This is a genomic window from Xanthomonas sp. NCPPB 2250 (assembly GCF_056725265.1).
This window is the reverse complement of sequence record NZ_CM161520.1, coordinates 959,885-982,212: the sequence shown is the minus strand read 5'-3', so window position 1 is coordinate 982,212 and position 22,328 is coordinate 959,885. Positions and strand designations below refer to the sequence as shown.

Below are 22,328 nucleotides of genomic sequence, written 5' to 3'. Positions count from 1 at the left end.
CCTACAGGCGCGCGGCGTTCGCGCGCTCGCGCACCTCGGCGAAGGTCCAGTCGTGCAGCAGGCGGCCGTTCTCCCACACGGTGACCATCGCATCGTCGTAGCCGGCCGGACCGGCGACCGCCTCGGCAGAGACGGCATCGGCCGCCACCGGCTCGGTGCGATAGCTGCCGTACTCGCGGTGCCGCAGCAGGCGCATGCGGCCGCGCTTGCTGAGCTTGCCCTTGTCGGTGACCGGATCCTTGTACACGTCGATCCAGCGGCCGTCGACGCGCGCGGCCGAGCACTTCAACGCGAACTTCTGGGTGTCGCGGTCGAGCCGTTGCAGCAAGGCTCCGCCCATGCCGAAGGCCAGGTTGTCGGTGGCGTAGCCGGCGCTGGTGATGCGCTCCAGGATCGCGCGGATGCTGGTCGGGTTGACCCCGTCGCCCTGGATCACGCGCACGTGGTTGAGCACCTTGTAGCCCTTGCCGTTGACGCTGTGGCCGAAGGCCTCGTCGAGCAGTTCCAGGCACTGGTGCACCACCGCCACCGGATCGCCGGAGTCCGGGCGGATCACCACGGTGGCGCCGGAGGCGATCACCTCCTCGCGCAGCGTGGTGCCCCAGTGCGCGCGGATCGCGTGGAAGATGTCGTAGCTGTCCGACACCACCGCGACCACGCCACCAGGCTTGCCGAACTGCTTGAGCATGTTGCGGTAGGCCTCGACCTCGCGCTCGCGGCCCCAGCTGGTGATGGTGCTGTGCTCGGCGGCGGGGATCGAATAGCCGGCCATCGGCTCGTGGTAGTGCGCGCGCGCCAGCAACAGCCCGGACACCGTGTCGGTGCCGAGGAAGTTGACCAGGTGCGACGCACCGCCGATCGCCGCCGATTCCAGGCTGGACACGCCGCGCGCGCCGAAGTCGTGCAGCTTGAACGGCAACTGCCCGTCCGGATCGTCGCTGGTGCGCTCCAGGAACTGGCGCAGGGTCTGCTTGGCGTGCCAGCTCACCGTGGCCACGGTCACCGGGTACCAGATGCGCAGCAGCAGCGTCTCCAGGTACGACGGCACCCAGTAGGCCTGCGCGTCGGTGGACTCGATGGTCATCAGCGCGTTGTGGGTCGGCACCACGCTGCCCTCGGGCACGGCGCGGATGCGGATCGGCAACTGGCCGCCGAGGCGGTCGACGATGTCGCGCCAGCCGGCCTCGTTGAACGGCTCGCCGTGCGCGGCGAACAGGTCGCGCGCTTCGTCGATGTCGGCATGGGTGACCGGGCGGCCCAGCGCCTCCTTGAGGATCGACTGCAGACCGAAGAACACGGTGCGGTCGTAGACGCCGCCGCGCGATTCCACGTAGAAGAACGTGGCGTCGGTGCCGGGCGGGTACTGCAGCCAGTGGCTGGCCTTGTAGCTATCGGTGTTGAGCAGCAGGTTGTTCAGGCATTGCATGACGGAAGCTCCTTCGCGTCTGGGAAAGCCGGCGGTCTGTCCGCCGGCCGGGAGGCCGCGTCAACCGCGGCCGAGGAAGAATTCGAGCAGGTGCAAATGGTCTTCGAACAGTTTCGGGCCCATGCCCAGCACTTCGCTGACCGGCACCCAGCGCGCCTTGTCGGCGTCGTCGCCGCCACGCACCTCGGGCAGTTCGCCGAACACGAACTCGAAGTGGAAGGCGTGGGTGATGGTGCGCCCGCGCAGGCTGCGCTCGGGATGGTCGAACACGTGGCGGTTCTTCAGCGAGCCCTTGAGCACCGGCACCGGGATCTTCAGCCGGGTCTCCTCGCGCAGCTCGCGCAGGCAGGCGTCGAGGATGCTCTCGTGCTGGCCGACGAAGCCGCCCGGCAGCGCCCACAGGCCCTTGCCCGGCGCCGCGCGGCGGCGCACCAGCAGCACATGCCCGGAGTGCACCACCACCGCGTCGGCGGTGACGAAGGTCGGCGGATACGGCGCCTCCTTCCAGGCGGCGCGGTACTGCTCGATGAACTGGTACTCGGCGAGCAGTTCGGCATACGAGGGCGAGTTCTTGCGGAACGCCTCGAGCATGTCGAACACCGGCGTCGGCACGTTGCCACGCAGCATCAGCAGCGCACCGTGGAAATCGATGCTGCCGGCCTCGAACAGGTAGCGGCGCAGCTCGGTCGCCGACAGCGTCTCGGTGTGCTGCACATCGACCAGCGGCCACTGCGGGAATTCGCGCAGGTAATAGCTGCTGGCGTCCTTGTCCATGCCGATCAGGCCGATCCGCGCCTCGGCGCTGCCGCCGTCGCTGCGCACCGCCTCAGCCACCGTGGACTGCACTGCGGCAATCCACTGGCTTTCGTTGTACAGGTGGTCGCGAAGCGGACGCAGGATCAGCCGCTCGCCGGCGCCCTCGAGCGCAGCCTGGATCATCACGCTGCGCTCGGCAACGGTCCAGGGATTGCGGATGGTGCGGGGGGTCTCGGCCGAGCCGATCAGGAAGATGAGTTTCTGACCACGCGCGAGGGCGTGGCGGGCAACGGCGGCGTGGCCGTTGTGGAAGGGCTCGAAGCGCCCGATGAACACCAGATAGTCGAACTCCATGAGCATCCCTCACGGTTGGGTGGATCGCCGCGGGTCTGTCCCTTGGCGTGAGCGGAATGCTACGCCGATGCCGTATCGCGTCAAGTGACACACCGCGCAGATTCATCGGCCATTCCAGACAGCGCTTGCGGACGTCGCGACAGCACCGCTGCAGTGCAGCGCGCGTCGCCGTGACGATCGCGCTAGCCTCGTGCGCGCCGCGGCCGCGGGGGACGGCCCGGCACGTCGCGGCGCCCACTCCTCGGGGCCGCACGACGCCCCCCTTCCCTCCTCCCATCACCGCGAGAATCGCATGAACCGATCGAGCAAGCGCGTGTCCGCCTGGCTGCTGGTGTTGTTGCTCGCCTGTCTGTGTGCGCCGGCCATGGCACAGACCTTCGCCAAGGGCGCCGATGTCAGTTGGATCGACCAGCAGGAGAGCAGCGGGCGCGTGTTCCGCAACGCCTCTGGCGCCACCACCGATTTCTTTTCGCTGCTCAAGGGCACCGGCGTCAACGCGATCCGGCTGCGCGTGTGGGTCAATCCGCAGGGTGGCTGGAACGACGGCGCCGACACCTTGAACATGGCCAAGCGGGCCAAGGCGCAGGGCATGCGCATCATGATCGACTTCCACTACAGCGACAGCTGGGCCGATCCCGGCAAGCAGACCAAGCCGGCGGCCTGGAACAACCACGACTTCGCCACCCTGGTGAAGGACGTGTATGCGCACACCAACGGCATCCTCTCCTATCTCAAGTCCAACGGCATCGACGTGAGCTGGGTGCAGGTGGGCAACGAGATCAACAGCGGCATGCTGTGGCCGGACGGCAAGACGCCCAACTTCGGCAACCTCGCGCAACTGATCAACAGCGGCTACAACGCCAGCAAGTCGGTCTATCCCAACGCCAAGGTGATCGTGCACCTGGCCAACGGCCACGACAACGCGACCTTCCGCTGGTTCTTCGACAGCCTCAAGTCGGCCGGCGGCAAGTGGGACGTGGTCGGCATGTCGCACTACCCATCCCCCAATGCCTGGCAGAGCGCCAACACGCAGATCGCCAGCAACATGCAGGACATGGTGGCGCGCTACGGGTCGGACGTGATCGTCAGCGAGGTCGGCATGGACTGGCAGCAGGCCGCGACCACCCGCGCGATGCTCGCCGATCTGCTCAGCAAGACCCGCGCGCTCGGCAGCCGTGGGCTGGGCGTGTTCTATTGGGAACCCGACGCCTATCCGGGCTGGCAGGGTTACACGATGGGCGCGGTCGACAACAACGGCAAACTCACCCAGGCGCTGTCGGCGTTCAACTGAGCGCCGCTCGGCAGGCGCGCCACGCGGTGGTCATCGACACCACCGCCGTGCCACCATCGCGTGCTCCGCTCCTGTCGAGATCTGCCATGTCGCTGTCGCTGTCGTCCGCGCGCAAGCTCGCGCTCCCTCTGCTGCTGGTACTGGGCGTGTGCATCGCGCCGGCGCAGGCGCGCAAGCCGGCGCCGCCCGCCGCGCCGGCCCCGCTCAAGGTGATGAGCTTCAACGTCCGCGTGCCGGTCGACACCGACGGCGACAAGCGCTGGGACGTGCGCCGCAGCGCGATGGCCGCGCTGATCCGCGCGCAGCACCCGGACGTGTTCGGCACCCAGGAACTGGTCGAGCGCCAGGCCGACTACCTGGCCGCGCAGTTGCCCGAGTACCGCTGGTTCGGCCCCAGCCGCGACGGCAAGGACGACGGCGAGCGCATGGGCGTGTTCTACGACAGCCATACGCTGAAGCTGGTGGAGTCCGGACACTTCTGGCTGTCGGACACGCCGGAGGTGATGGGCAGCATCAGCTGGGGGCATCCGCTGCCGCGCATGGTCAACTGGGGGCTGTTCGAGCGCATCGGCGATGGCCGCCGCTTCTACCTGTTCGACACCCACCTGCCCTATCGCGACGAGGACGAAGCGGCGCGCGCCAAGGGCGCGGCGCTGATCGTGTCGCGACTGAAGGCGCTGCCGGCGGACGTGCCGGTGGTGCTGACCGGCGACTTCAACACGGTGCCGGACTCGCCGACCTACCGCACCCTCACCGCCAGCCTGGCCGATGCGCGCACGCAGGTGGCGCAACCGCAGGGCCCGGAAGCGACCTTCCACGATTTCACCGGCCACCCCGACCGGCGCATCGACTGGATCCTCTCGCGCGGGTTGAAGGCCACCCACTACGCCACGCTCGACGCACGGCCGCAGGGCCACTGGCCGTCTGACCATTTCCCCGTGATCGCCACGTTCGCCTGGCCGCAGTGACGCGATAAAGCCTGCGGCATCGGCCGCAGGCGTAGGTGCAGGAGCGGCTTCAGGTGCGACGAGGCGCTAGCGGTAACGCCTGTCGCGGCTGAAGCCCCTCCTACGAGGCAACGTGATGCCAGGCGAAGCGGGCCGTTGGAGGTGTTCTGACCAGGAGCATTCGCGCTAGCGAGACACCGCTCGTCGTAGGAGCGGCTTCAGCCGCGACGCGCATGACCGGAAAGGCTTCGGAGCGCCCGGCAGGCCAAGGCCACCGCAAGCGCTGCAAAGACAACGACGCCTCCGGCCGAGCCAAAGCAAAAGCGCGTGATCGGAGCAGTTCTTCAGTCGCAACCTCGCACCGGAACGCATCCGACTTCGGCGGCCGTCGGGACTGAAGTCCCTCCCACAGGAAGCAGGTGCGCTGACAAAGCGCCGTTCGTCGTAGACGCGGCTTCGGCCGCGACACGCATGATGGGGAAACAGCCGCCGCAACTGATCGCGAACACGGAACGAGGGTCGCGCCTGCACGTGAGCGACGCCCCACCGCACCGCTGCACCAGCACGTCGTCGAAAGCGTCAGGAACGCCCCGGCCTGTGCCACTCACCCCGCCGGCGCGGCATGCGCGCACAGCCAATCCAGGACCTGCTGCACCGGCGGCGACGGCACCGGTGTCGGTCGCCAGACGATCGACAACTGGCGCAGCGCCCACGGCTCCTGCAGCGGTACCGCGGCCAATTGCGCACGCACGCTGACCCGCTCCAGCGCCGCCTGCGGCAGGATCGCCACGCCGGCGCCGCGCGCCAGCATGCGGCACAGCGGTTCGATGCCGTGCACCTGCGCGCGGATGCGCAACTGGCCACCGGCACGCGCAGCTTGGGTACGCAGATGCTGCTGCAACGCGCTGTCCTCGGCCAGGCCAAGGAACTGCGCCTCCGATACCTGCGCGAACCGCAGCTGCGGCGCCTGCGCCAGCGGATGCGTGGCCGCGGCCACCAGCACCAGTCGATCCTGCCGGAACGGGTGTGCCTGCAGGCCCTGCAGATCGGCATGGTCGGCGATCACCGCCAGATCGGCGCGTTGCTCGCGCAGCGCATCGGCCGCGGCGACGCTGCCCTGCTCGCGCAGCGCCAGATCGATACGCGGATGCGCCACCAGGAACTCGGCCAGCAGCTCCGGCAGCCATTCCGACAGCGCCGCGGTATTGGCCAGCAGGCGCACGCTGGTCGGGTTGCCGCCGGCGTACTCGCCCAGTTCGCTGCGCATCGCCTCGGCCTGCCGCAGCAACTGCCGCGCGTGCCGCAACAGCGCGGTGCCGGCCGCGGTAAGGCCGACACCGCGCGGGCCGCGTTCGAACAGCGCGACGCCAAGCTGCGTCTCCAGCGCGCGGATGCGTGCACTGGCCGCGGCCAGCGACAGTGCCGCGCGGTCGGCACCGGCAGTGATGCTGCCGGCCTCGGCCACCGCCAGGAACAGGCGCAGATCGGTGAAATCCAGGTGCATCGGCCCTCCCGCCTTCGTCGTTGCCGAAGTCTGCCTGAAGCATTGGCGCATTGTCCGGCCGCCGCGGCGCGCCGATGCTGGATGCCATGGACACCCTCGCACCGCATCTGTTGCCGATCGCCCTGGTCTTCCTGCTCGCCGGCGGCGTCAAGGGCGTGGCCGGCATGGGCCTGCCGACGGTGGCGATGGGCCTGCTCGGGCTGTGGCTGATGCCGACCGAGGCGGCGGCGCTGCTGGCATTGCCGTCGCTGCTGACCAATCTGCAACAGGCCTGGGGCGCAGGCACGGGCGCGCTGCTGCGGCGGCTGTGGCCGCTGCTGGCCTGCATCGTCGCCGGCACCTGGTGCAGCGCCGGCATCCTCGCCGGCGCCGACCCGCGGCTGGCGCGCGCCGGCCTGGGCGCATTGCTGGCGCTGTACGCCGTGCTCGGCCTGAGCCAATGGCAGGCACGCCTGTCGCCATCGCAGGCGCGCTGGGCGGCCGCACCCGTGGGCCTGGCGACCGGGCTGCTGACTGGCGCCACCGGTGTGTTCGTGTTGCCGGTGCTGCCCTACCTGGTGGCGCTGGATCTGCCGCGGGAGGCGCTGATGCGCGCGCTCGGCAGTTGCTTCGCCGCGGCCACCCTGGCGCTGGCCGCCGCCCTGGTCGCGCACGGCGCCTTCCCCACCCAGGCGTTGGGTCCGTCGTTGTTGGCACTGCTGCCCACTGCCGTGGGCATGTGGCTGGGAACGCGGCTGCGCCAACGCATCTCCGTCCGCGCGTTCCGCCGCGTGTTCTTCCTGACCTTGTTGGCACTGGGCCTGCACCAGGTGTGGCAGGCGCTGGGGTAAGGCCGCGTCGTCGCGACGACGCGGGATGTGGGAGCAACCTGATCGCGACAGGTCTCTCATCCGTAGGAGCGGCTTCAGCCGCGACGAGGCGTTACCGGGAACGCCCGTCGCGGCTGAAGCCGCTCCTACCAGGGCAATGGTGCATCCCGCTGACCACAGCAGGGCGCGCGGTGCGACGCGTTCTTCCTCCGCGCCTGATGGACAGCTCAAAAAGCAACGGAAGTGTCTTTGCAGGCGCGGCTACGCCCGACATGCTTGACCGGGAACGCCTTGTCGCGGCTGAAGCCGCTCCTACCAGGCAAGCAGAATCCGCCTGCGCGTGGCGGAACAGATTGCGAAAGACGGCCTGACGCCGCTCCCACAAAAAACGCGCCACCGCTGAGCGATGGCGCGTTGGTTTTTGCGACGCTAGAGCGCGGGCTCAGTCGGCCCAGCGCCCCGGGCCGGTGGACTGCGGCAGCACCTGCACCGACAGCGGACGGTCCTTCTCCAGCAGGTTGACCGCATCGCTCAGGATCGAGGCCGATTCGCGCAGCAGCGGATCCGGGCGCTTGTCGACCAGCTTCTCGCGCGCGGCGTCCTTGACGATGTCGCGCTCGTTGCCGGTCAGGCCGTCATCGCTGCTGTCGTCGGCCAGCGGATCCAGCGGCAGGCCGAGCTGCTTGCGGATCTCCTGGCGCTGCTTGCGCTGCGCGTCCTGCTTCTCACGCTCGGCGCGACGCTCGGCCTCGTTGAGCACCACGTACTTCTTCGCCGCCTCGGTGCGGAACTGGCGCACGTCCTCTTCCCACCACTGGAATTCCTTGTCGTTGGCGATGCGCGTGCTGTGCAGCGCCTCCAGCTTGGGCAGCAGCGGCGCGAAATTGCCGTACTGGGTGTGCGGCACCGCGGCGATGCGGCTCCACGGCAGCGCGTTGTCGTAGGTGCTCTCGCCGAACTCGGTGGCATCGACGCTGGCCGGGAAGGCGATGTCCGGCACCACGCCCTTGTGCTGGGTGCTGCTGCCGCTGACGCGGAAGAACTGGGCGATGGTCAGCTTGACCTGGCCGAAGCGGTCGGTCTCGTTGGCCGGCCAGCGGTCCAGGTCGACGATGTTCTGCACCGTGCCCTTGCCGAAGCTGGTCTCGCCGATGATCAGGCCGCGGCCGTAATCCTGGATGGCGCCGGCGAAGATCTCCGACGCCGAAGCCGAGCCGCGGTTGATCAGCACCGCCAGCGGGCCATCCCAGGCCACGGCCGGGTTCTGGTCGCTGTTGACGGTGACGCGGCCGCCGGATTCGCGCACCTGCACCACCGGGCCCTGCTCGATGAACAGGCCGGTCAGCTCGATCGCCTCGTCCAGCGAACCGCCGCCGTTGTTGCGCAGGTCCAGCACCACGCCGTCGACCTTGTCGGTCTTGAACCCGGCCAGCAGCTTGGCCACGTCGCGGGTCGCCGAGGCATAGTCCTTGGCGTTGCGGCGGCGGCCTTCGAAGTCCTGGTAGAACGCGGGCAGCTTGATCACGCCGATGCGCCGCGCCGGCTCGCCGTCCTTGGCCGGCAGCTCGATGGTCTCGCCCTTGGCGGCCTGTTCGGCCAGGCGCACCTTCTGCCGGGTCAGCAGCACCTGGCGGTGCTTGCCGTCCACACCGGCCTCGGCGGGGACGTACTCCAGGCGCACCTGGGTGTCCTTGTCGCCGCGGATCTTGGCGACCACGTCGTCGATGCGCCAGCCGATCACGTCCTCGACCGGGCCGCTCTTGCCCTGGCCGACGCCGACGATGCGGTCGCCCGGCTTGAGCGTGCCGTCCAGCGCGGCCGGGCCGCCCGGGATCACCTCGCGGATCACCACCAGGTCGTCCTGCTTCTGCAGCTGCGCGCCGATGCCTTCCAGCGACAGCGACATCTGCTGGTTGAAGTTCTCGGCGGTGCGCGGGGTGAAGTAGTCGGTGTGCGGATCGACCGTGTTGGTGTAGGCGTTCATGAAGAACTGGAACACGTCCTCGCTCTTCAGTTCCTTCACCGAGTCGTCGAGGTTGGCGTAGCGCTTGTCCAGGGTCTTGCGGATGTCGTCCGGCTTCTTGCCGGCGAGCTTCAGCCGCAGCCAGTCGTTCATCACCGACTTGCGCCACAGCGCATCCAGTTCCTGGTCGTCCTTGGCCCAAGGCGCGTTCTTGCGGTCGTACTCGAACTTCTCGTCGCCGTCGAAATTGAAGTCCTGCTTGAGCAGCTTGCGCGCATACGCGATGCGCTCGTCCACCCGCTGCCGGTACACGGCGAAGATCTGGAACGCCGGTTCCAGCTGGCCGGAGGCGATGTTGGCGCCGAGGTTATTCTGGAAGCTGGCGAACTTGTCGACGTCGGCCTGGGTGAAGAACTGCTTGCTGCCGTCCAGGGTCTCCAGATACTTCTTGAAGACCTCCTTCGAGGTCGCCTCGTCGAGGGCGCGCGGCCGGTAGGCGTAGCGGCTGTCGGAGAGCAGGCCGTACACCAGCTTGGCGGTGGTGGCCTGGTCGGCGGTGGCAGCGGCCGGCAGGGCGGGCGCATCGGTACGGGCGAACAGCGCCAGCGGTGCGGTCAGCGCAAACGCCAGCAGGAAGGCGGAAGCTTTGAATTTCATCTGGGGACTCTCGGCACCAGGCCGTCAGGGGGGCAGCACATCGCGTGAGACAACACGACAGTGACGCAAGTTGCAGGCCGTGTCACCTGTTCATGAAGCAGACTAGCTGCCGGCTTGCGCAGAAATGTGAACGCTGCCGGTGCGAGCCGCGCGGACGGTCGTCCTGCGGCGACGAACGCGCGTCGCCGCCGCGCAAAGGCGCGATCGACGACGCGGCTCAGGAGGCCGAGATTCAGGCGGCGACGCCGGCGCCGGCCGCCTGGCGATCGGCGTGGTAGGACGAGCGCACCATCGGACCGGAGGCGACGTGACTGAAGCCCAGCGCGTTGCCGTACTCCTCCAGCGCCTTGTATTCGTCCGGCGTCCAGTAGCGCATCACCGGGTGGTGATGGGCGGTCGGCTGCAGGTACTGGCCGATGGTGACCATGTCCACGTCGTGCGCGCGCAGGTCGCGCAGGGTCGCCTGCACCTGCTCCAGGGTCTCGCCCAGGCCGAGCATGATGCCGGACTTGGTGGCGATGGCCGGATGCTGCGCCTTGAACTTCTTCAGCAGGGTCAGCGACCACTGGTAGTCGGCACCGGGACGCACGTTCGGGTACAGGTCCGGCACGGTCTCGATGTTGTGGTTGAACACGTCCGGCGGATTGGTCGCCAGGATCTCCAGCGCGCGGTCCATGCGGCCCTTGCCGCGGAAGTCCGGGGTCAGGATCTCGATGCGGGTGGTCGGCGCGGCGACGCGGATCGCACCGATGCAGTCGGCGAAATGCTGGGCACCGCCATCGCGCAGGTCGTCGCGGTCGACGCTGGTCACCACCACGTACTTCAGGCCCATGTCGGCCACGGTCTGCGCCAGGCTGGCCGGCTCGCCGGCGTCCGGCGGCTTGGGCCGGCCGTGCGCGACATCGCAGAACGAGCAGCGGCGGGTGCAGACCTCGCCGAGGATCATGAAGGTGGCGGTGCCGTGGCCGAAGCACTCGTGGATGTTCGGGCAGCTGGCCTCTTCGCAGACGGTGACCAGGCGGTTCTCGCGCAGCTTGGCCTTGAGGTTCTGCACCGCATTGCCGGAGGGAATGCGCACGCGGATCCACGAGGGTTTGCGCAGCACCGGCGCGTCGGCGAACTGCACCGGCGAGCGCGCGATCTTGTCGCCGCCCAACTGCTTGACGCCGGTCTGCAGCGGCGCGGACGCGCTGTCGCCGGAAAGGACCTGCAAGGGAATGGAGCGTGCGCTGGGCTGGGTCATGGCGTGGTCGGCGGGCAGGCGGTCAGGCCGCGTGCGTGAGCGAGAGGTCGGGCAAGGCGTCGAGCGGCTGCAGGGTCAGCCCGAACTGGCGCGCCAGTTGGGCCAGCAGGACCGGAGTGACCGCCTGCATGCCGGAGGGACCGCCCAAGTCTAGCACCGCGGTCACCTGCAGGCCCTGGTAGCCGCAGGGATTGATCCGGTGGAACGGCTCCAGGTCCATCGCCACGTTGAACGACAGGCCGTGGAAGGTGCAGCCGCGGCGGACGCGGATGCCGAGGGCGGCGACCTTGGCGCCGCCGACGTAGACGCCCGGCGCGCCCTCGCGGCGTTCGCCGAGGATGTTCCATTCGTCGAGGGTGTCGATGATCGCCTGCTCAATCCGGCACACGTAGTCGCGCACGCCGATGTGCAGCCGGCGCAGGTCCAGCAGCGGGTACACCACCAACTGGCCGGGGCCGTGATAGGTGACCTGGCCGCCACGATCGACCTGCAGCACGGGGATGTCGCCCGGTGCCAGCACGTGTTCCGGCTTGCCGGCCTGGCCGAGGGTGAACACCGGGTCGTGTTCGACCACCCACAGTTCGTCGGGGGTGGCCTCGTCGCGCGTGTCGGTGAAGCGCTGCATCGCCCGCCACACCGGCTCGTAGGGCTGGCGGCCGAACTGGCGGACGCCGCACGGCGGCAGCGTCGGTGCCGGCGCCACTGGCGCGTCCTCGGCTACAGCGTCCACTTCACTTCCGGGTGTTCGCGCAGCGCCTGGTGCGCGGCGTCGTACTGGGCGCGGTCCACGGCACGGAAGGCGATGCGCACCGACACGTACTTGCCGTTGGACGAATGCTTCCAGCTGATGCGCTCGTCCATCACCTCCACGCCGGCCGCGGCGAGCAGGCGCGGCAGTTCGGCCTCCAGGCCGGTGTTGGCGGTGCCCATGGCGCTGAGTTCGAACACGCCGGGGAACTGGAAACCGTGATCGGGGTTATCGGAAGTGATGTCCATGTCCGCATTATCGGGCCGGCGCCGGGCAAACCCAAGGCCGGCCCCGGTGGGCAGACAGCGCCCCGGGATCGCGGAGCCACGCGGCACGGAGGTCCGACCGCGCGCCAGCCACCGGTGTGGCACGGCCGCGCGCCGTGGCGGTGGCCGCCCTGCGCGTCATTGCGCACCACCGCCTTCACACTGCAAGAGGGCAGATGGGACAGACAAACCCAAACGGACGAATTTGTCCGCTACGGCGCTTTTGCCTATCCTTCACCGCACGGGCTGCGTTCATGGTCCGGGGTGGCGCCGGCATCGACTGCCTGCAGGCGTACATCGCCGCTCACTCCCTTTCCGACCAGAGACGCCGCTCATGCCGTCATCCCGCCCGTTGCTTCCGCTGGCTGTTGCCCTCGCCGCCGCGGTTGCGCCCGCCGTTGCCACCGCGCAATGCCCACGCGACACCCTGGAAGCGACCGCGCCCACGGTCAACGTCCGCGTCGACAACGACCTGTTCGGCGGCGCCGGCCAGGACCAGGGCTATACCAATGGGTTCGGCCTGATCATCGTCTCGCCGAACCTGCGCGACTACACCGACGACCCCTGCCTGCCGCGGCTGGCGCGGGCGGTGAACCGTGGTCTGACCTGGCTGCAGCCGAACAGCGACTTCACCCAGCGCAACATGACCTTCGCGGTCGGGCAAGCGCTGTTCACCCCCACCGACAAGACCCGCCGCGACCTGATCCAGGACGACCGCCCCTACGCCGGCCTGTTGCTGATGAACATCGGCTACAACGCGCGCAACGACGATCGCCTGCGTACCACGCAACTCACGCTGGGCCTGATCGGCCCGTCGGCGCAGGGCAAGCAGGTGCAGGATGCGGTGCACGCCCTGCTCGGCGACGCCAAGTTCCAGGGCTGGGACAACCAGTTGCACGACGAACCGGTGTTCCGCGTGCTGCACGAACGGCTGCGCCGCTGGTCCGGCGACAGCGGCCGCGACGGCTGGGGATGGGACGCGATCAGCCACTGGGGCGGCGCGCTGGGCACGCTGGATACCCACGCCAATGCCGGCATGGAACTGCGCCTGGGCTGGAAGCTGCCCGACGATTTCGGCAGTTCGCCGCTGCGCCCCGCCGGCGAGAACGTCGCCCCGCCGGCCAACAGCGTCGGCAGCGGCTGGTCGGCGCATCTGTTCGTGACCACCGATGGACGCTGGGTCCTGCGCGACATCACCCTGGACGGCAACACCTTCCGCGACAGCCACAGCGTGAAGAAGCGCCCCTTCGTCGGCGACGCCGGCATCGGCCTGGCGGTGATGCGCGGCAAGTGGAAGTTCGCCCTCGCCCGCTACTGGCGCACCCGCGAGTTCGATCTGCAGCGGCAGACGCCGGTGTTTGGGAGTTTTACGGTCAGCAGGCGGCTTTAGCCGCCGGGATTTGGGAGTCGGGATTTGGGATTCGAAGGTCTTCGCGAGCGCGCAGCTCCGTAGGAGCGGCTTCAGCCGCGAGGCTTTATCGGTAAGGCGTCGCGGCTGAAGCCGCTCCTACGAAGAGCGAGAGGCGGCACGCACGCGCTGTTGCCACCACTCCCGAATCCCCACTCCCGAATCCCCAAGAAAAAAGCCGGCGTCAGCCGGCTTTTTTCGAGAGGACAGGAACTTATTCCGATTCCCACCACATCCAGAAGCTGTCCCACAGGCGCTTGAAGAAGCCGGCCTCGTCGACCGCCTTCAGCGCCACCAGCGGGGCCTGCGCCACCACCTTGCCGTCCAGGCTCACCTTGACCATGCCGATCTGCTGGCCCTGCTTGATCGGCGCCTCGAGGGTCTTGGGCACTTCGATCGACGGCTTCAGTTCGTTGTAGCGGCCGCGCGGCACGCTGACCAGCAGCGGCTGCGCCACGCCCAGCAGCACCTGCTTCTCGGTGCCCTTCCACACGCGCTGCTGCGCGACCTGCTTGCCCGGCTCGTACAGGCTGTGGGTCTCGAAGAAGCGGAAGCCCCAGTTCAGCAGCGCCAGGCTGTCCTCGGCGCGCTGCTTCTCGGAGCTGTCGCCCATCACCACCGCGATCAGGCGCTGGTCGCCGCGCTTGGCCGAGCTGAGCAGGCAGTAGCCGGCCTCGGAGGTGTGGCCGGTCTTGATGCCGTCCACGCTGGGGTCGCGCCACAGCAGCAGGTTGCGGTTCGGCTGGGTGATGTCGCCGACGCGGAATTCCTTGATCTTGTTGTACGCGTAGGTTTCCGGATAGTCGCGCACCATCGCCCGGCCCAGCAGCGCCAGGTCGTAGGCGGTGGTGTAGTGGCCTTCGGCCGACAGGCCGTGGGCGTTGACGAAGTGCGAGCCGGTCATGCCGATCTTCTTCGCGTACTCGTTCATCAGCGACGCGAAGGCTTCCTCGCTGCCGGCGGTGTGTTCGGCCAGCGCGATCGCCGCGTCGTTGCCGGACTGGATCGCCATGCCCTTTTCCATGTCTTCCAGGCGCGCGGTCTTGTTGACCGGGAAGCCGCTGTAGCTGCCGTCGGTGCCGGCACCGCCCTCGCGCCAGGCGCGCTCGCTGAGCATGACCTGGTCGTCGCGGGTGATCTTGCCCAGCTTCAGTTCGGCCGCGATCACGTACGAGGTCATCACCTTGGTGATGCTGGCCGGGGCCACGCGTTCGTGTTCGTTCTCGCCGGCCAGCACCTGGCCGGTGGCGTAGTCCATCAGCACCCAGGACTTGGACACGGCCGGCTTGGGCGCGGGCGGGATCGCCACGGTGGCCGGAGCAGCGGCGGCAGCGGCCGGCGGCGCGGGAACCGGGCCGGGCGTCTGCGCGGAAACCAGGCCGACGGCGAACGTGGCCACGGCAGCGACGGCGAAGCGGAATTTCATCTAAAACGACTCCTGGCGGGCCCGAAGGCCGATGGGAAACGCGACATTGTAGGCCGAGCCGGCGCCCGGGCAGGCGCGGTGCGGGCACGCGCGCGAACCGGCGTTAAGCCATCGGCGCGCCGAACGCCCGCCGTGGCGGGCACGCCGCCTCAATCCTTGACGATCTGCGGCCGGCCGAAGCCGAGGCCGGCGATGCGCGTGGCCAGCTCGGCGGCGCGGCCATGGTCCTCGGCCGCCACCCGCAGCCGCCACAGGGTGCGGCCACCGGAGACGATGTCGCTGATGCTGGCGCCGACGATGCCGGCCGAGGCCAACTGCGACAGCGCGCGGTTGGCGTTCTCGCGGCTGGCGAAGCTGGCCACCTGCAGCAGGATGCCGAGCGGCCCGCGCGCGCTGTCGTCCTCGGCGCGCGACGCGGCGCTGGCGACCGGTGCGGGAGGCGCTGCCGGCGTCGCCACTGCGACGGTCGGGGCGGCCACGGTGGCGGCAGGCGCGGCAGTGGGCCTGGCCGTCGCGGTGCCGCGGGATCCGCGCACCGGGGTGCTCGCTGCGGCCACGCTGGGCGCGGGCGTGGCCGGCTTGCCGGTGGCCACGCGCACGCCGCGCGACTTCATCCATGCGTCGAAACGATCGGCATCGCCGACCCGGCCCGGCGCGTCCTGCACGCGATAGCGCCAGCGCTCGCCTTCCGGCAGCGCCGCGGCCGTGGCGGTCGCCGCGGCGGCGGTAGGCGCAGCGACCGCCGCCACCGGCACGGCGCGCGCCGGCACGGTCGCGGCGGCGGCCACGCTGCCGCCGGCCGATCCGGCCGACTTCGCCGGCAAGGTCTTGACCAGGTTGTCCATGTCCGCCGCGCGCCGCACTGCCGCGGGATCGCGCGTGGCGGTGGCGGCGGTCGCGGTGGACGCGCTGGCCAGCAGTGTCGCCGGGCGCCGGCCGGTGCCGCGCCGCGCCAGCAGGTCGCCGTTGTCGGCCGGAGTGAGCCCGCGCACTTCCACGCGGCCGGTGCCCTTGCCGGTGATGCCGAGCTTGACCGCCGCCGCGTAGCTGAGGTCGATCAGCCGGTCGTCGTGGAACGGGCCGCGGTCGTTGATCCGCACCACCACCGATTCGCCGTTGTCCAGATTGGTGACCAGGGCGAAGCTGGGCAGCGGCAGGGTCTTGTGCGCGGCGGTGAACGCGTACATGTCGTAGACCTCGCGGTTGGAGGTCAGCCGGCCGTGGAACTTGCTGCCGTAGTACGAGGCGGTGCCGCGCTCGACGTAGCTGTGCGGATCGTCGATGACCACGTACTCGCGGCCCAGCACCATGTACGGGGAGCGGTTGCCGATCGCCGAACGCGGCTCGTCGGTGACCAGCGGCTCGGGGATGCAGGCGACGTTGGGCACGTAGTCCGGGGTGGCGTCGCGCACGCCGGGGGCGTACAGGCCGCCGGCGGTGTAGTTGCCGCGCTTGGACGGATCTTCCTTGGCCGGCGCGTAGGGCGAGGTCGAAGGACAACCGGTGGCGACGTGCGCCGGCCCCTTGCCCTCGACCCGGATGCCGGGCCCGGCGCCGCCAGCGGTCTTCTTCGGGGCGCTGCTGCAGGCGGCCAGCGCCAGCACAGCGACGACGGGAGCGATCCGGAGCAGCGCGTTCGGGTTCATGCCGGGGGTAACTCCTTGCCGGCGATGGCCTGGGACAGTTGGTAAACGGCCATCGCGTACATCTTGGAATTGTTGTAGCGGGTGATCGCGTAGTAGTTCTGGAAGCCGAGCCAGTACTGCTTGCCGGCGCTGCCGTCGAGCGTGATCGGCGTGGCGCCGCCAGCGGCCGCCGGCACCGGCGCGGTCGGCGTGTAGCCGCGCGCGGCCAGGTCGGCCAGGGTGTAAGTCGGCGTCCAGTCGGTCGGATTGAATTCCTCGGCACCCGGGCGCAGCGTCGCCGGCACCGCGACCACGCCGTCGCGCACCCAGCCGCCCTTCTTGACGAAGTAGTTGGCGATGGACGAGAACGCGTCGTCGTAGTCGGTGAACAGGTTGCGCTTGCCGTCGCCATCGCCGTCGACCGCGAACTGCCGGTAGCTGGACGGCATGAACTGGCCCAGGCCCATCGCGCCGGCGTAGCTGCCGATCAGGCTGGTGATGTCCAGGTTCTCCTCGCGGGCCAGCGCGAACAGCTGGCCGAGCTCATCGCGGAAGAACAGTTCGCGGCGCACCTCGCGCTCGAGCTTGGCCGGGTCGCCGCTGCGCGGATAGCGGAACGCCAGCGTGTACAGCGCATCCAGCACGCGGTAGGAGCCGGCGTTCTTGCCGTAGCTGGTTTCCACGCCGATGATCGCGACGATGACTTCGGCCGGCACGCCGGTGCGCGCCTGCACCCGCTGCAATTCGTCGCGATGCGTGGCCAGGAACGCGCGGCCGCCGTCGATGCGCGCCTGGCTGATGAACATCGGCCGGTATTCGCTCCACGGCTTGACCCGCTCGGCCGGGCGCGACATCGCCGCGACGATCGCATCCTTGAACTGGGCCTGCGCCAGGGTCGCCTCGATCTGCGCCGGATCCATGCCGTACTTGGCCGCGGTGTCGCGGACGAAGTTGGCGCGGGCGACCTCGAACGGCACCGGGGTCAGGTCCACCGGCGGCGCCTGCACCACTTCCGGCGCGGCCTCGGCCGGCGGCGCCGGACGCGGCGCAGGCGGCGGCGCGCTGGCCTGCGGCGGCGACGGTGGCGCCTTGGGCTGGGTCGCGCATGCGACCAGTCCAAGCGTGAGCAGGCAAATCAGCGAGCGTCGGATCATGCCGGCAGACTAACAGATTCAAGATGAATTTCTACCAATAACGCCATGAAACAAAAGAACTTTGCCCCAGGTCAAGTGCGCCCGCAGCATGACCTGCCGGCATGCACCGGGTACACGCCCCGGCCCGGGCGTGGCGACGGCACAAAAAAGCCGCCGGGGTCGCCCCCGGCGGCCTGGCCTAACGCATGGCGCCCACTCAGAACGGCGCGTCGATGTCGACCACGTCGATCAGCTTGTGATTGACGAATTCCTTGATGCCCAACCCGATCAGTTCGCGCCCGTAGCCGGAACGGCGCACGCCGCCGAACGGCAGGTCGGCCTTGACCATGGTCGGGTGGTTGACGAACACCATGCCGGTGGAGATGCGCCTGGCCACCGCCACGCCGCGCGCATCGTCGCCGGTGAACACCGAGCCGCCCAGGCCGAACGGCGAATCGTTGGCGATGCGTACCGCGTCGTCCTCGTCCCGGGCGCGGAACAGCATCGACACCGGGCCGAAGAATTCCTGGTGGTAGGCCGGGTTGTCCGGGGCGACGTCGGTGAGCAGGGTCGGCTGCACGAACGCGCCATGCACCGGCACCGGCGGCCCGACCTCGGTCGCGGTGGCGCCATGCCTGACCGCCTCGGCGATCTGCCGCTTCAGGTCGTCGGCGGCGCCTTGCGAAGACAGCGGCGCCAGCGTGGTCGCCGGATCCATCGGATCGCCGGCACGCAGCGCCGCCACACCGGCGCGGTAGCGCTGCAGGAATTCCTCGTACACCTCCTGCACCACGATCATGCGCTTGGACGACACGCAGACCTGCCCGCCGTTCCAGTGGCGACCGAACACCGCCCACTTCACCGTCTTCTCCAGCGGCGCATCGTCCAGCACCACGAAGGCGTCGGCACCGCCCAGTTCCATGGTCGACTTCTTCAGTGCCTTGGCCGCCTGGGCCGCGACGATGGCGCCGGCACCTTCCGACCCGGTGAGCGCCACACCGTGCACGCGCGGATCGTTGAGGATGGTTTCCACCTGGCCGCGGGTGGCGTAGAGATTGGCGAAGGCCCCGGCCGGCAGCCCGGCTTCGGCCATCAGCGCCTCGAACTTGGCCGCGCATTGCGGCACGTTGGAGGCGTGCTTGAGCAGCACGGGGTTGCCGGCCGACAGTTGCGGGGCGATGATCCGCGCGATCTGGTAGTACGGGAAATTCCACGGCTCGATCGCCAGCAGCACGCCCAGCGGCTCGTGCACCACCATCGCCCTGCCCTCGGCCGGATCGGCCACCGGCAGATGCTCCGGCGCCAGCAAGCGCTCGGCGTTGACCGCGTAGTACTCGAAGATGTCCGCCGACAGCCGCACCTCGGCTTCGGCCTCGCCGATCAGTTTGCCCATCTCCAGGGTCAGCAGGGATGCGTACTCGCGGGTGTTGGCGCGCAGCAGCCGCGCCGCGGCATGCATCACCCTGGCGCGTTCGGCGAACGGGGCCTGCTTCCATTGCTGGAACGCGGCATCGGCGGCATCGATCGCAGCCAGCACCTGCGCATCGGTGGCCTCGGGGAAGGTGGCGAGCAGTTCGCCGGTATAGGGATTGCGGGTCGCATAGGTCATGGTGGTGTCCTCGTGGAAGGTCGGAAAGCGCCGGACGCCTCGCGCCGGCGCGGGAAGCGGTTGGGTCAGGCGGCCAGTTCCTTCACCGCCTGCACCATGCGGTTGAGCACCGCGGCGGCGTCGCCGTAGACCATGTCGCAGTTGTCGCCGTAGAACAGCAGGTTCTCCACGCCGGCGTAGCCCTTGCCCTGGCCACGCTTGATCACGTAGACCTGATGCGCCTGGTCGGCGTTGAGGATCGGCATGCCGTAGATCGGCGAGGCCTTGTCGGTGCGCGCCGCCGGGTTGACCACGTCGTTGGCGCCGATCACCAGCGCCACGTCGGTGCTGGCGAAGCTGTCGTTGATGTCTTCCATGTCGTAGATCAGGTCGTAGGGCACGCCGGCTTCGGCCAGCAGCACGTTCATGTGCCCGGGCATGCGCCCGGCGACCGGATGGATGGCGAACTTCACGTCGACGCCGGCGGCCTGCAGCAGCTTCACCAGTTCGTACAGCCGGCCCTGCGCCTGCGCCACGGCCAGGCCGTAACCCGGCACGATGATCACGCTGGAGGCGTAGCGCATCGATGTCGCCGCATCGCCCGGCTCGACCGCGGTCATGCGGCCCTGCACGTCGCCCTGCACGACCGCGGCGCCGTCGCCGAAATTGCTGAACAGCACGTTGCCCAGCGAGCGGTTCATCGCCTTGGCCATCAGCACGGTCAGCAGGGTGCCGGCGGAGCCGACCACCATGCCGGCGATCATCAGCGCCGGGTTCTGCAGGGCGAAGCCTTCCAGGCCCACCGCCAGGCCGGTGAAGGCGTTGTACAGCGAGATCACCACCGGCATGTCGGCGCCGCCGATCGGCAGCGTCATCAGCACGCCGAAGCCCAGCGCGGCGATGAAGAACGCTGGCGCCGCCCAGGCGCCGCCCGTGCCGGTGACCACCAGCGTGCCGAGCACCAGCGCGGCCAAGAACACCGCAGCATTGAAGGCGCTCTGCCCCTTGAACCGCCACGCGGTGTTGATGCGGCCGTCGAGCTTGGCCCAGGCGATCACCGAGCCGGACAGCGAGATCGCGCCGATCAGCGCACCGAGCACGGTCACCGCCAGATGCAGGCCGCCCTGCTGCGGCTCCCGCGCGGTCAGCGCGACCCCGGCCACCGCCGCGGCGGCGCCGCCGCCCATGCCGTTGTACAGCGCCACCATCTGCGGCATCGCGGTCACCGCGACACGGCGGCCGCTGCGCCAGGCCCAGGCACCGCCCAGCAGCAACGCCAGCAGCGCCAGGGCCAGGTTGGTCAGCGCATGCGGACGCGCCGCGGGCTGCAGATCGGCGAGATAGCCGAAGGCGGCGGCCACCGCCACCAGCATGCCGATCCCGGCCAGGACGATGCCGCGCAGCGCGGTCACCGGCGAGGACATGCGCTTGAGGCCGAGGATGAACAGCAACGCGGCGGCGAACCCGCTCAGTTCCACCAGGAGCGAAAGCATGGCGCTACTCCTTCGCGGCCGGCGCGGCGCTGGGCTTGAACATCGCCAGCATGCGGTCGGTGACCACGTAGCCGCCGGCGGCATTGCCGGCGCCCAGCAACACGCCGACGAAGCCGATCGCCTGGCCGGCGACGGTGTCGGCATTGAACAGCGCGTGCATCGCGCCGACCACGACGATGCCGTGGACGAAGTTGGACCCGGACATCAGCGGCGTGTGCAGGATCGACGGCACCTTGCCGATCACTTCGTAGCCAGTGAACGCGGCCAGCATGAACACGTACAACGCGATCAGCCAGCTCATCGACAGATCGAGGGACATGACTCAGGACTCCTTGGTGGGAACGGGCGCGGCGGCCGACACCAGTGGGTGGCAGAGGCGGCCGTCGTGGGTGAGCGCGGTGCCGGCGACCACCGCATCGTCGAAGTCCGGCACCAGTGCGCCGTCGCGCACCAGCAGGTCGAGCAGCCCCAGCAGGTTCTTGGCGTACAGCTCGCTGGCGTGCTGGGCCAGCGCCGAAGGCACGTTGCGCGGGGCGACGAGGGTGACCGGTCCGACCTCCACGGCCTGCCCCGGCACGCTGCCTTCGCAGTTGCCGCCGCTGTCGGCGGCGAGATCCACGATCACCGCGCCGGGCTTCATGCCGGCGATCTGCTCGCGGTCGATCAGGATCGGCGCGGTGCGCCCGGGCACATTGGCGGTGGTGATGATCAGATCGGCCTGCTGGATGTGCTGGGTCAGCACCGCCGCGGCCTTGGCCCGCTCCTCGGCGCTGAGTTCACGCGCATAACCGCCCTCGCCGCGCGCATCGATGCCGGTGTCGACGAAGCGCGCGCCGACCGACTGCGCCTGCTCGCGGGTTTCCGGACGCACGTCGTAGCCTTCTGTGATCGCGCCAAGCCGGTGCGCGGTGGCCAGCGCCTGCAGGCCGGCCACACCCAGGCCCATCACCAGCACGCGCGCGGCGCGCAGCGAACCGACTGCGGTGGTCATCATCGGCAGGATGCGCGGCAGATGCACGGCGCCGAGCAGCGGCGCGTAGTAGCCGGCCAGCGCGGCCTGGCTAGACAACACATCCAGCGCCTGCGCGCGACTGATGCGCGGCACGGTCTCCATCGCGAAGGCAGTGATGCGGCGTTCGCACAGCAGCTCCAGCAGGCCCGGCACCTTGGCCGGGTACAGCATCGCGATCAGCATGCTGCCCGGGCGCAACGCCGCCACCGTGCGCAGCGATGGCGCCTGCACCGCCAGCAGCAGGTCCGCACCGGCCACCACCTCTTGCGCATCGTCGAGCACGGTGGCGCCGGCATAGGCCGTATCCGGCAGTCGCGAACCGCTGCCGGCACCGGCCTGCAGGCGCAGTTGCGCGCCCAACTTGGCCAGTTTCGGCAGCACCGCGGGCACCATCGCCACGCGACGCTCCTCGGCCTGTTCTTCCTTCAGCACTGCAACAGTGAACGCCATGATCGCGGCTCGCTTGGAGGACGCGTGCACTGTGCGCGCCGGCCGATGCGCGGGCATTGATCCGGATCAAGCGCGCTGCCGCATCACGCGCATAAAGAACGCGCGCGCTGACCGCAGCAAGGCGGCGGAACGCCGCGGTGCGACAGGGCGCTGGCATCACGCGCTGGCGATTGCAATACGTGGCGGCGCACCCCGTCGCAGCCGCACGACGCAGGCACCGACCGCTCGC

18 protein-coding genes are annotated in these 22,328 nt (G+C 69.5%); 4 read left to right on the top strand and 14 right to left on the bottom strand.

The features are described from left to right. Position 1: 1 nt before the first annotated feature. Positions 2-1,426, bottom strand: coding sequence for a nicotinate phosphoribosyltransferase (locus tag AC1PMG_RS04090; protein ID WP_481110751.1), 1,425 nt, complete (start codon positions 1,424-1,426; stop codon positions 2-4). Positions 1,427-1,486: 60 nt separating this feature from the next. Further along, positions 1,487-2,542, bottom strand: a complete 1,056-nt coding sequence (locus AC1PMG_RS04085; RefSeq protein WP_017909091.1) for a bifunctional nicotinamide-nucleotide adenylyltransferase/Nudix hydroxylase — start codon at positions 2,540-2,542, stop codon at positions 1,487-1,489. Between the two features lie 286 nt (positions 2,543-2,828). On the opposite strand from AC1PMG_RS04085, the gene AC1PMG_RS04080 reads away from it, so the two are divergent. Continuing rightward, positions 2,829-3,827: a glycosyl hydrolase 53 family protein gene (locus AC1PMG_RS04080; RefSeq protein ID WP_481110750.1), complete on the top strand. Its 999-nt coding sequence runs from the start codon at positions 2,829-2,831 to the stop codon at positions 3,825-3,827. 86 nt (positions 3,828-3,913) lie between these two features. Next, positions 3,914-4,795 carry an endonuclease/exonuclease/phosphatase family protein gene (locus AC1PMG_RS04075; RefSeq protein WP_481110749.1) on the top strand — a complete coding sequence of 294 codons (882 nt, stop codon included), beginning with the start codon at positions 3,914-3,916 and terminating at the stop codon, positions 4,793-4,795. A gap of 583 nt (positions 4,796-5,378) precedes the next feature. Here AC1PMG_RS04075 and AC1PMG_RS04070 read toward each other — a convergent pair. Continuing rightward, a complete protein-coding gene (locus AC1PMG_RS04070; RefSeq protein WP_481110748.1) occupies positions 5,379-6,278 on the bottom strand; it encodes a LysR family transcriptional regulator in 900 nt (299 codons plus the stop codon). Positions 6,279-6,364: 86 nt separating this feature from the next. Here AC1PMG_RS04070 and AC1PMG_RS04065 point away from each other — a divergent pair, with 86 nt between their 5' ends. Next, positions 6,365-7,108 (top strand): sulfite exporter TauE/SafE family protein, encoded by a 744-nt coding sequence (locus AC1PMG_RS04065; RefSeq protein ID WP_481111605.1) that lies wholly within the window; start codon positions 6,365-6,367, stop codon positions 7,106-7,108. A 421-nt stretch (positions 7,109-7,529) separates the two neighbouring features. Here the strand turns inward: AC1PMG_RS04065 and AC1PMG_RS04060 are convergent, their stop codons facing one another. From AC1PMG_RS04060 to AC1PMG_RS04045, 4 genes are all read right to left on the bottom strand, one after another. Further along, a complete protein-coding gene (locus AC1PMG_RS04060) occupies positions 7,530-9,707 on the bottom strand; it encodes a carboxy terminal-processing peptidase (protein WP_295976168.1) in 2,178 nt (725 codons plus the stop codon). Positions 9,708-9,939: 232 nt separating this feature from the next. Continuing rightward, the gene (gene lipA, locus AC1PMG_RS04055; protein ID WP_242081998.1) at positions 9,940-10,950 is read right to left on the bottom strand and encodes a lipoyl synthase; all 1,011 of its coding nucleotides are present in this window, start codon (positions 10,948-10,950) and stop codon (positions 9,940-9,942) included. Between the two features lie 22 nt (positions 10,951-10,972). Beyond that, positions 10,973-11,680 (bottom strand): lipoyl(octanoyl) transferase LipB, encoded by a 708-nt coding sequence (lipB, locus tag AC1PMG_RS04050; RefSeq protein WP_481110747.1) that lies wholly within the window; start codon positions 11,678-11,680, stop codon positions 10,973-10,975. Beyond that, positions 11,668-11,946 carry a YbeD family protein gene (locus AC1PMG_RS04045; protein WP_152243635.1) on the bottom strand — a complete coding sequence of 93 codons (279 nt, stop codon included), beginning with the start codon at positions 11,944-11,946 and terminating at the stop codon, positions 11,668-11,670. Before AC1PMG_RS04045 ends, lipB begins: the two co-directional genes overlap by 13 nt. Before the next feature lie 352 nt (positions 11,947-12,298). On the opposite strand from AC1PMG_RS04045, the gene AC1PMG_RS04040 reads away from it, so the two are divergent. Then, positions 12,299-13,354: a lipid A deacylase LpxR family protein gene (locus AC1PMG_RS04040; protein WP_481110746.1), complete on the top strand. Its 1,056-nt coding sequence runs from the start codon at positions 12,299-12,301 to the stop codon at positions 13,352-13,354. Positions 13,355-13,586: 232 nt separating this feature from the next. Here the strand turns inward: AC1PMG_RS04040 and AC1PMG_RS04035 are convergent, their stop codons facing one another. From AC1PMG_RS04035 to AC1PMG_RS04005, 7 genes are all read right to left on the bottom strand, one after another. Then, positions 13,587-14,798, bottom strand: a complete 1,212-nt coding sequence (locus AC1PMG_RS04035; protein ID WP_267082854.1) for a D-alanyl-D-alanine carboxypeptidase family protein — start codon at positions 14,796-14,798, stop codon at positions 13,587-13,589. Positions 14,799-14,947: 149 nt separating this feature from the next. Beyond that, entirely contained in the window at positions 14,948-16,444 is a 1,497-nt protein-coding gene (locus AC1PMG_RS04030) for a septal ring lytic transglycosylase RlpA family protein (RefSeq protein WP_481110745.1), read from the bottom strand. Then, positions 16,441-17,577 (bottom strand): lytic murein transglycosylase B, encoded by a 1,137-nt coding sequence (mltB, locus tag AC1PMG_RS04025; RefSeq protein ID WP_481110744.1) that lies wholly within the window; start codon positions 17,575-17,577, stop codon positions 16,441-16,443. Before mltB ends, AC1PMG_RS04030 begins: the two co-directional genes overlap by 4 nt. 196 nt (positions 17,578-17,773) lie before the next feature. Continuing rightward, a complete protein-coding gene (locus AC1PMG_RS04020) occupies positions 17,774-19,165 on the bottom strand; it encodes an NAD-dependent succinate-semialdehyde dehydrogenase (RefSeq protein ID WP_481110743.1) in 1,392 nt (463 codons plus the stop codon). Positions 19,166-19,230: 65 nt separating this feature from the next. Further along, positions 19,231-20,637, bottom strand: a complete 1,407-nt coding sequence (locus AC1PMG_RS04015; RefSeq protein WP_481110742.1) for an NAD(P)(+) transhydrogenase (Re/Si-specific) subunit beta — start codon at positions 20,635-20,637, stop codon at positions 19,231-19,233. Between the two features lie 4 nt (positions 20,638-20,641). Beyond that, on the bottom strand, positions 20,642-20,956 hold the full coding sequence (locus tag AC1PMG_RS04010) for an NAD(P) transhydrogenase subunit alpha part 2 (RefSeq protein WP_017909700.1): 315 nt from the start codon (positions 20,954-20,956) through the stop codon (positions 20,642-20,644). A gap of 3 nt (positions 20,957-20,959) precedes the next feature. Beyond that, the gene (locus AC1PMG_RS04005) at positions 20,960-22,048 is read right to left on the bottom strand and encodes an NAD(P) transhydrogenase subunit alpha (protein ID WP_481111604.1); all 1,089 of its coding nucleotides are present in this window, start codon (positions 22,046-22,048) and stop codon (positions 20,960-20,962) included. Positions 22,049-22,328: the final 280 nt, after the last annotated feature.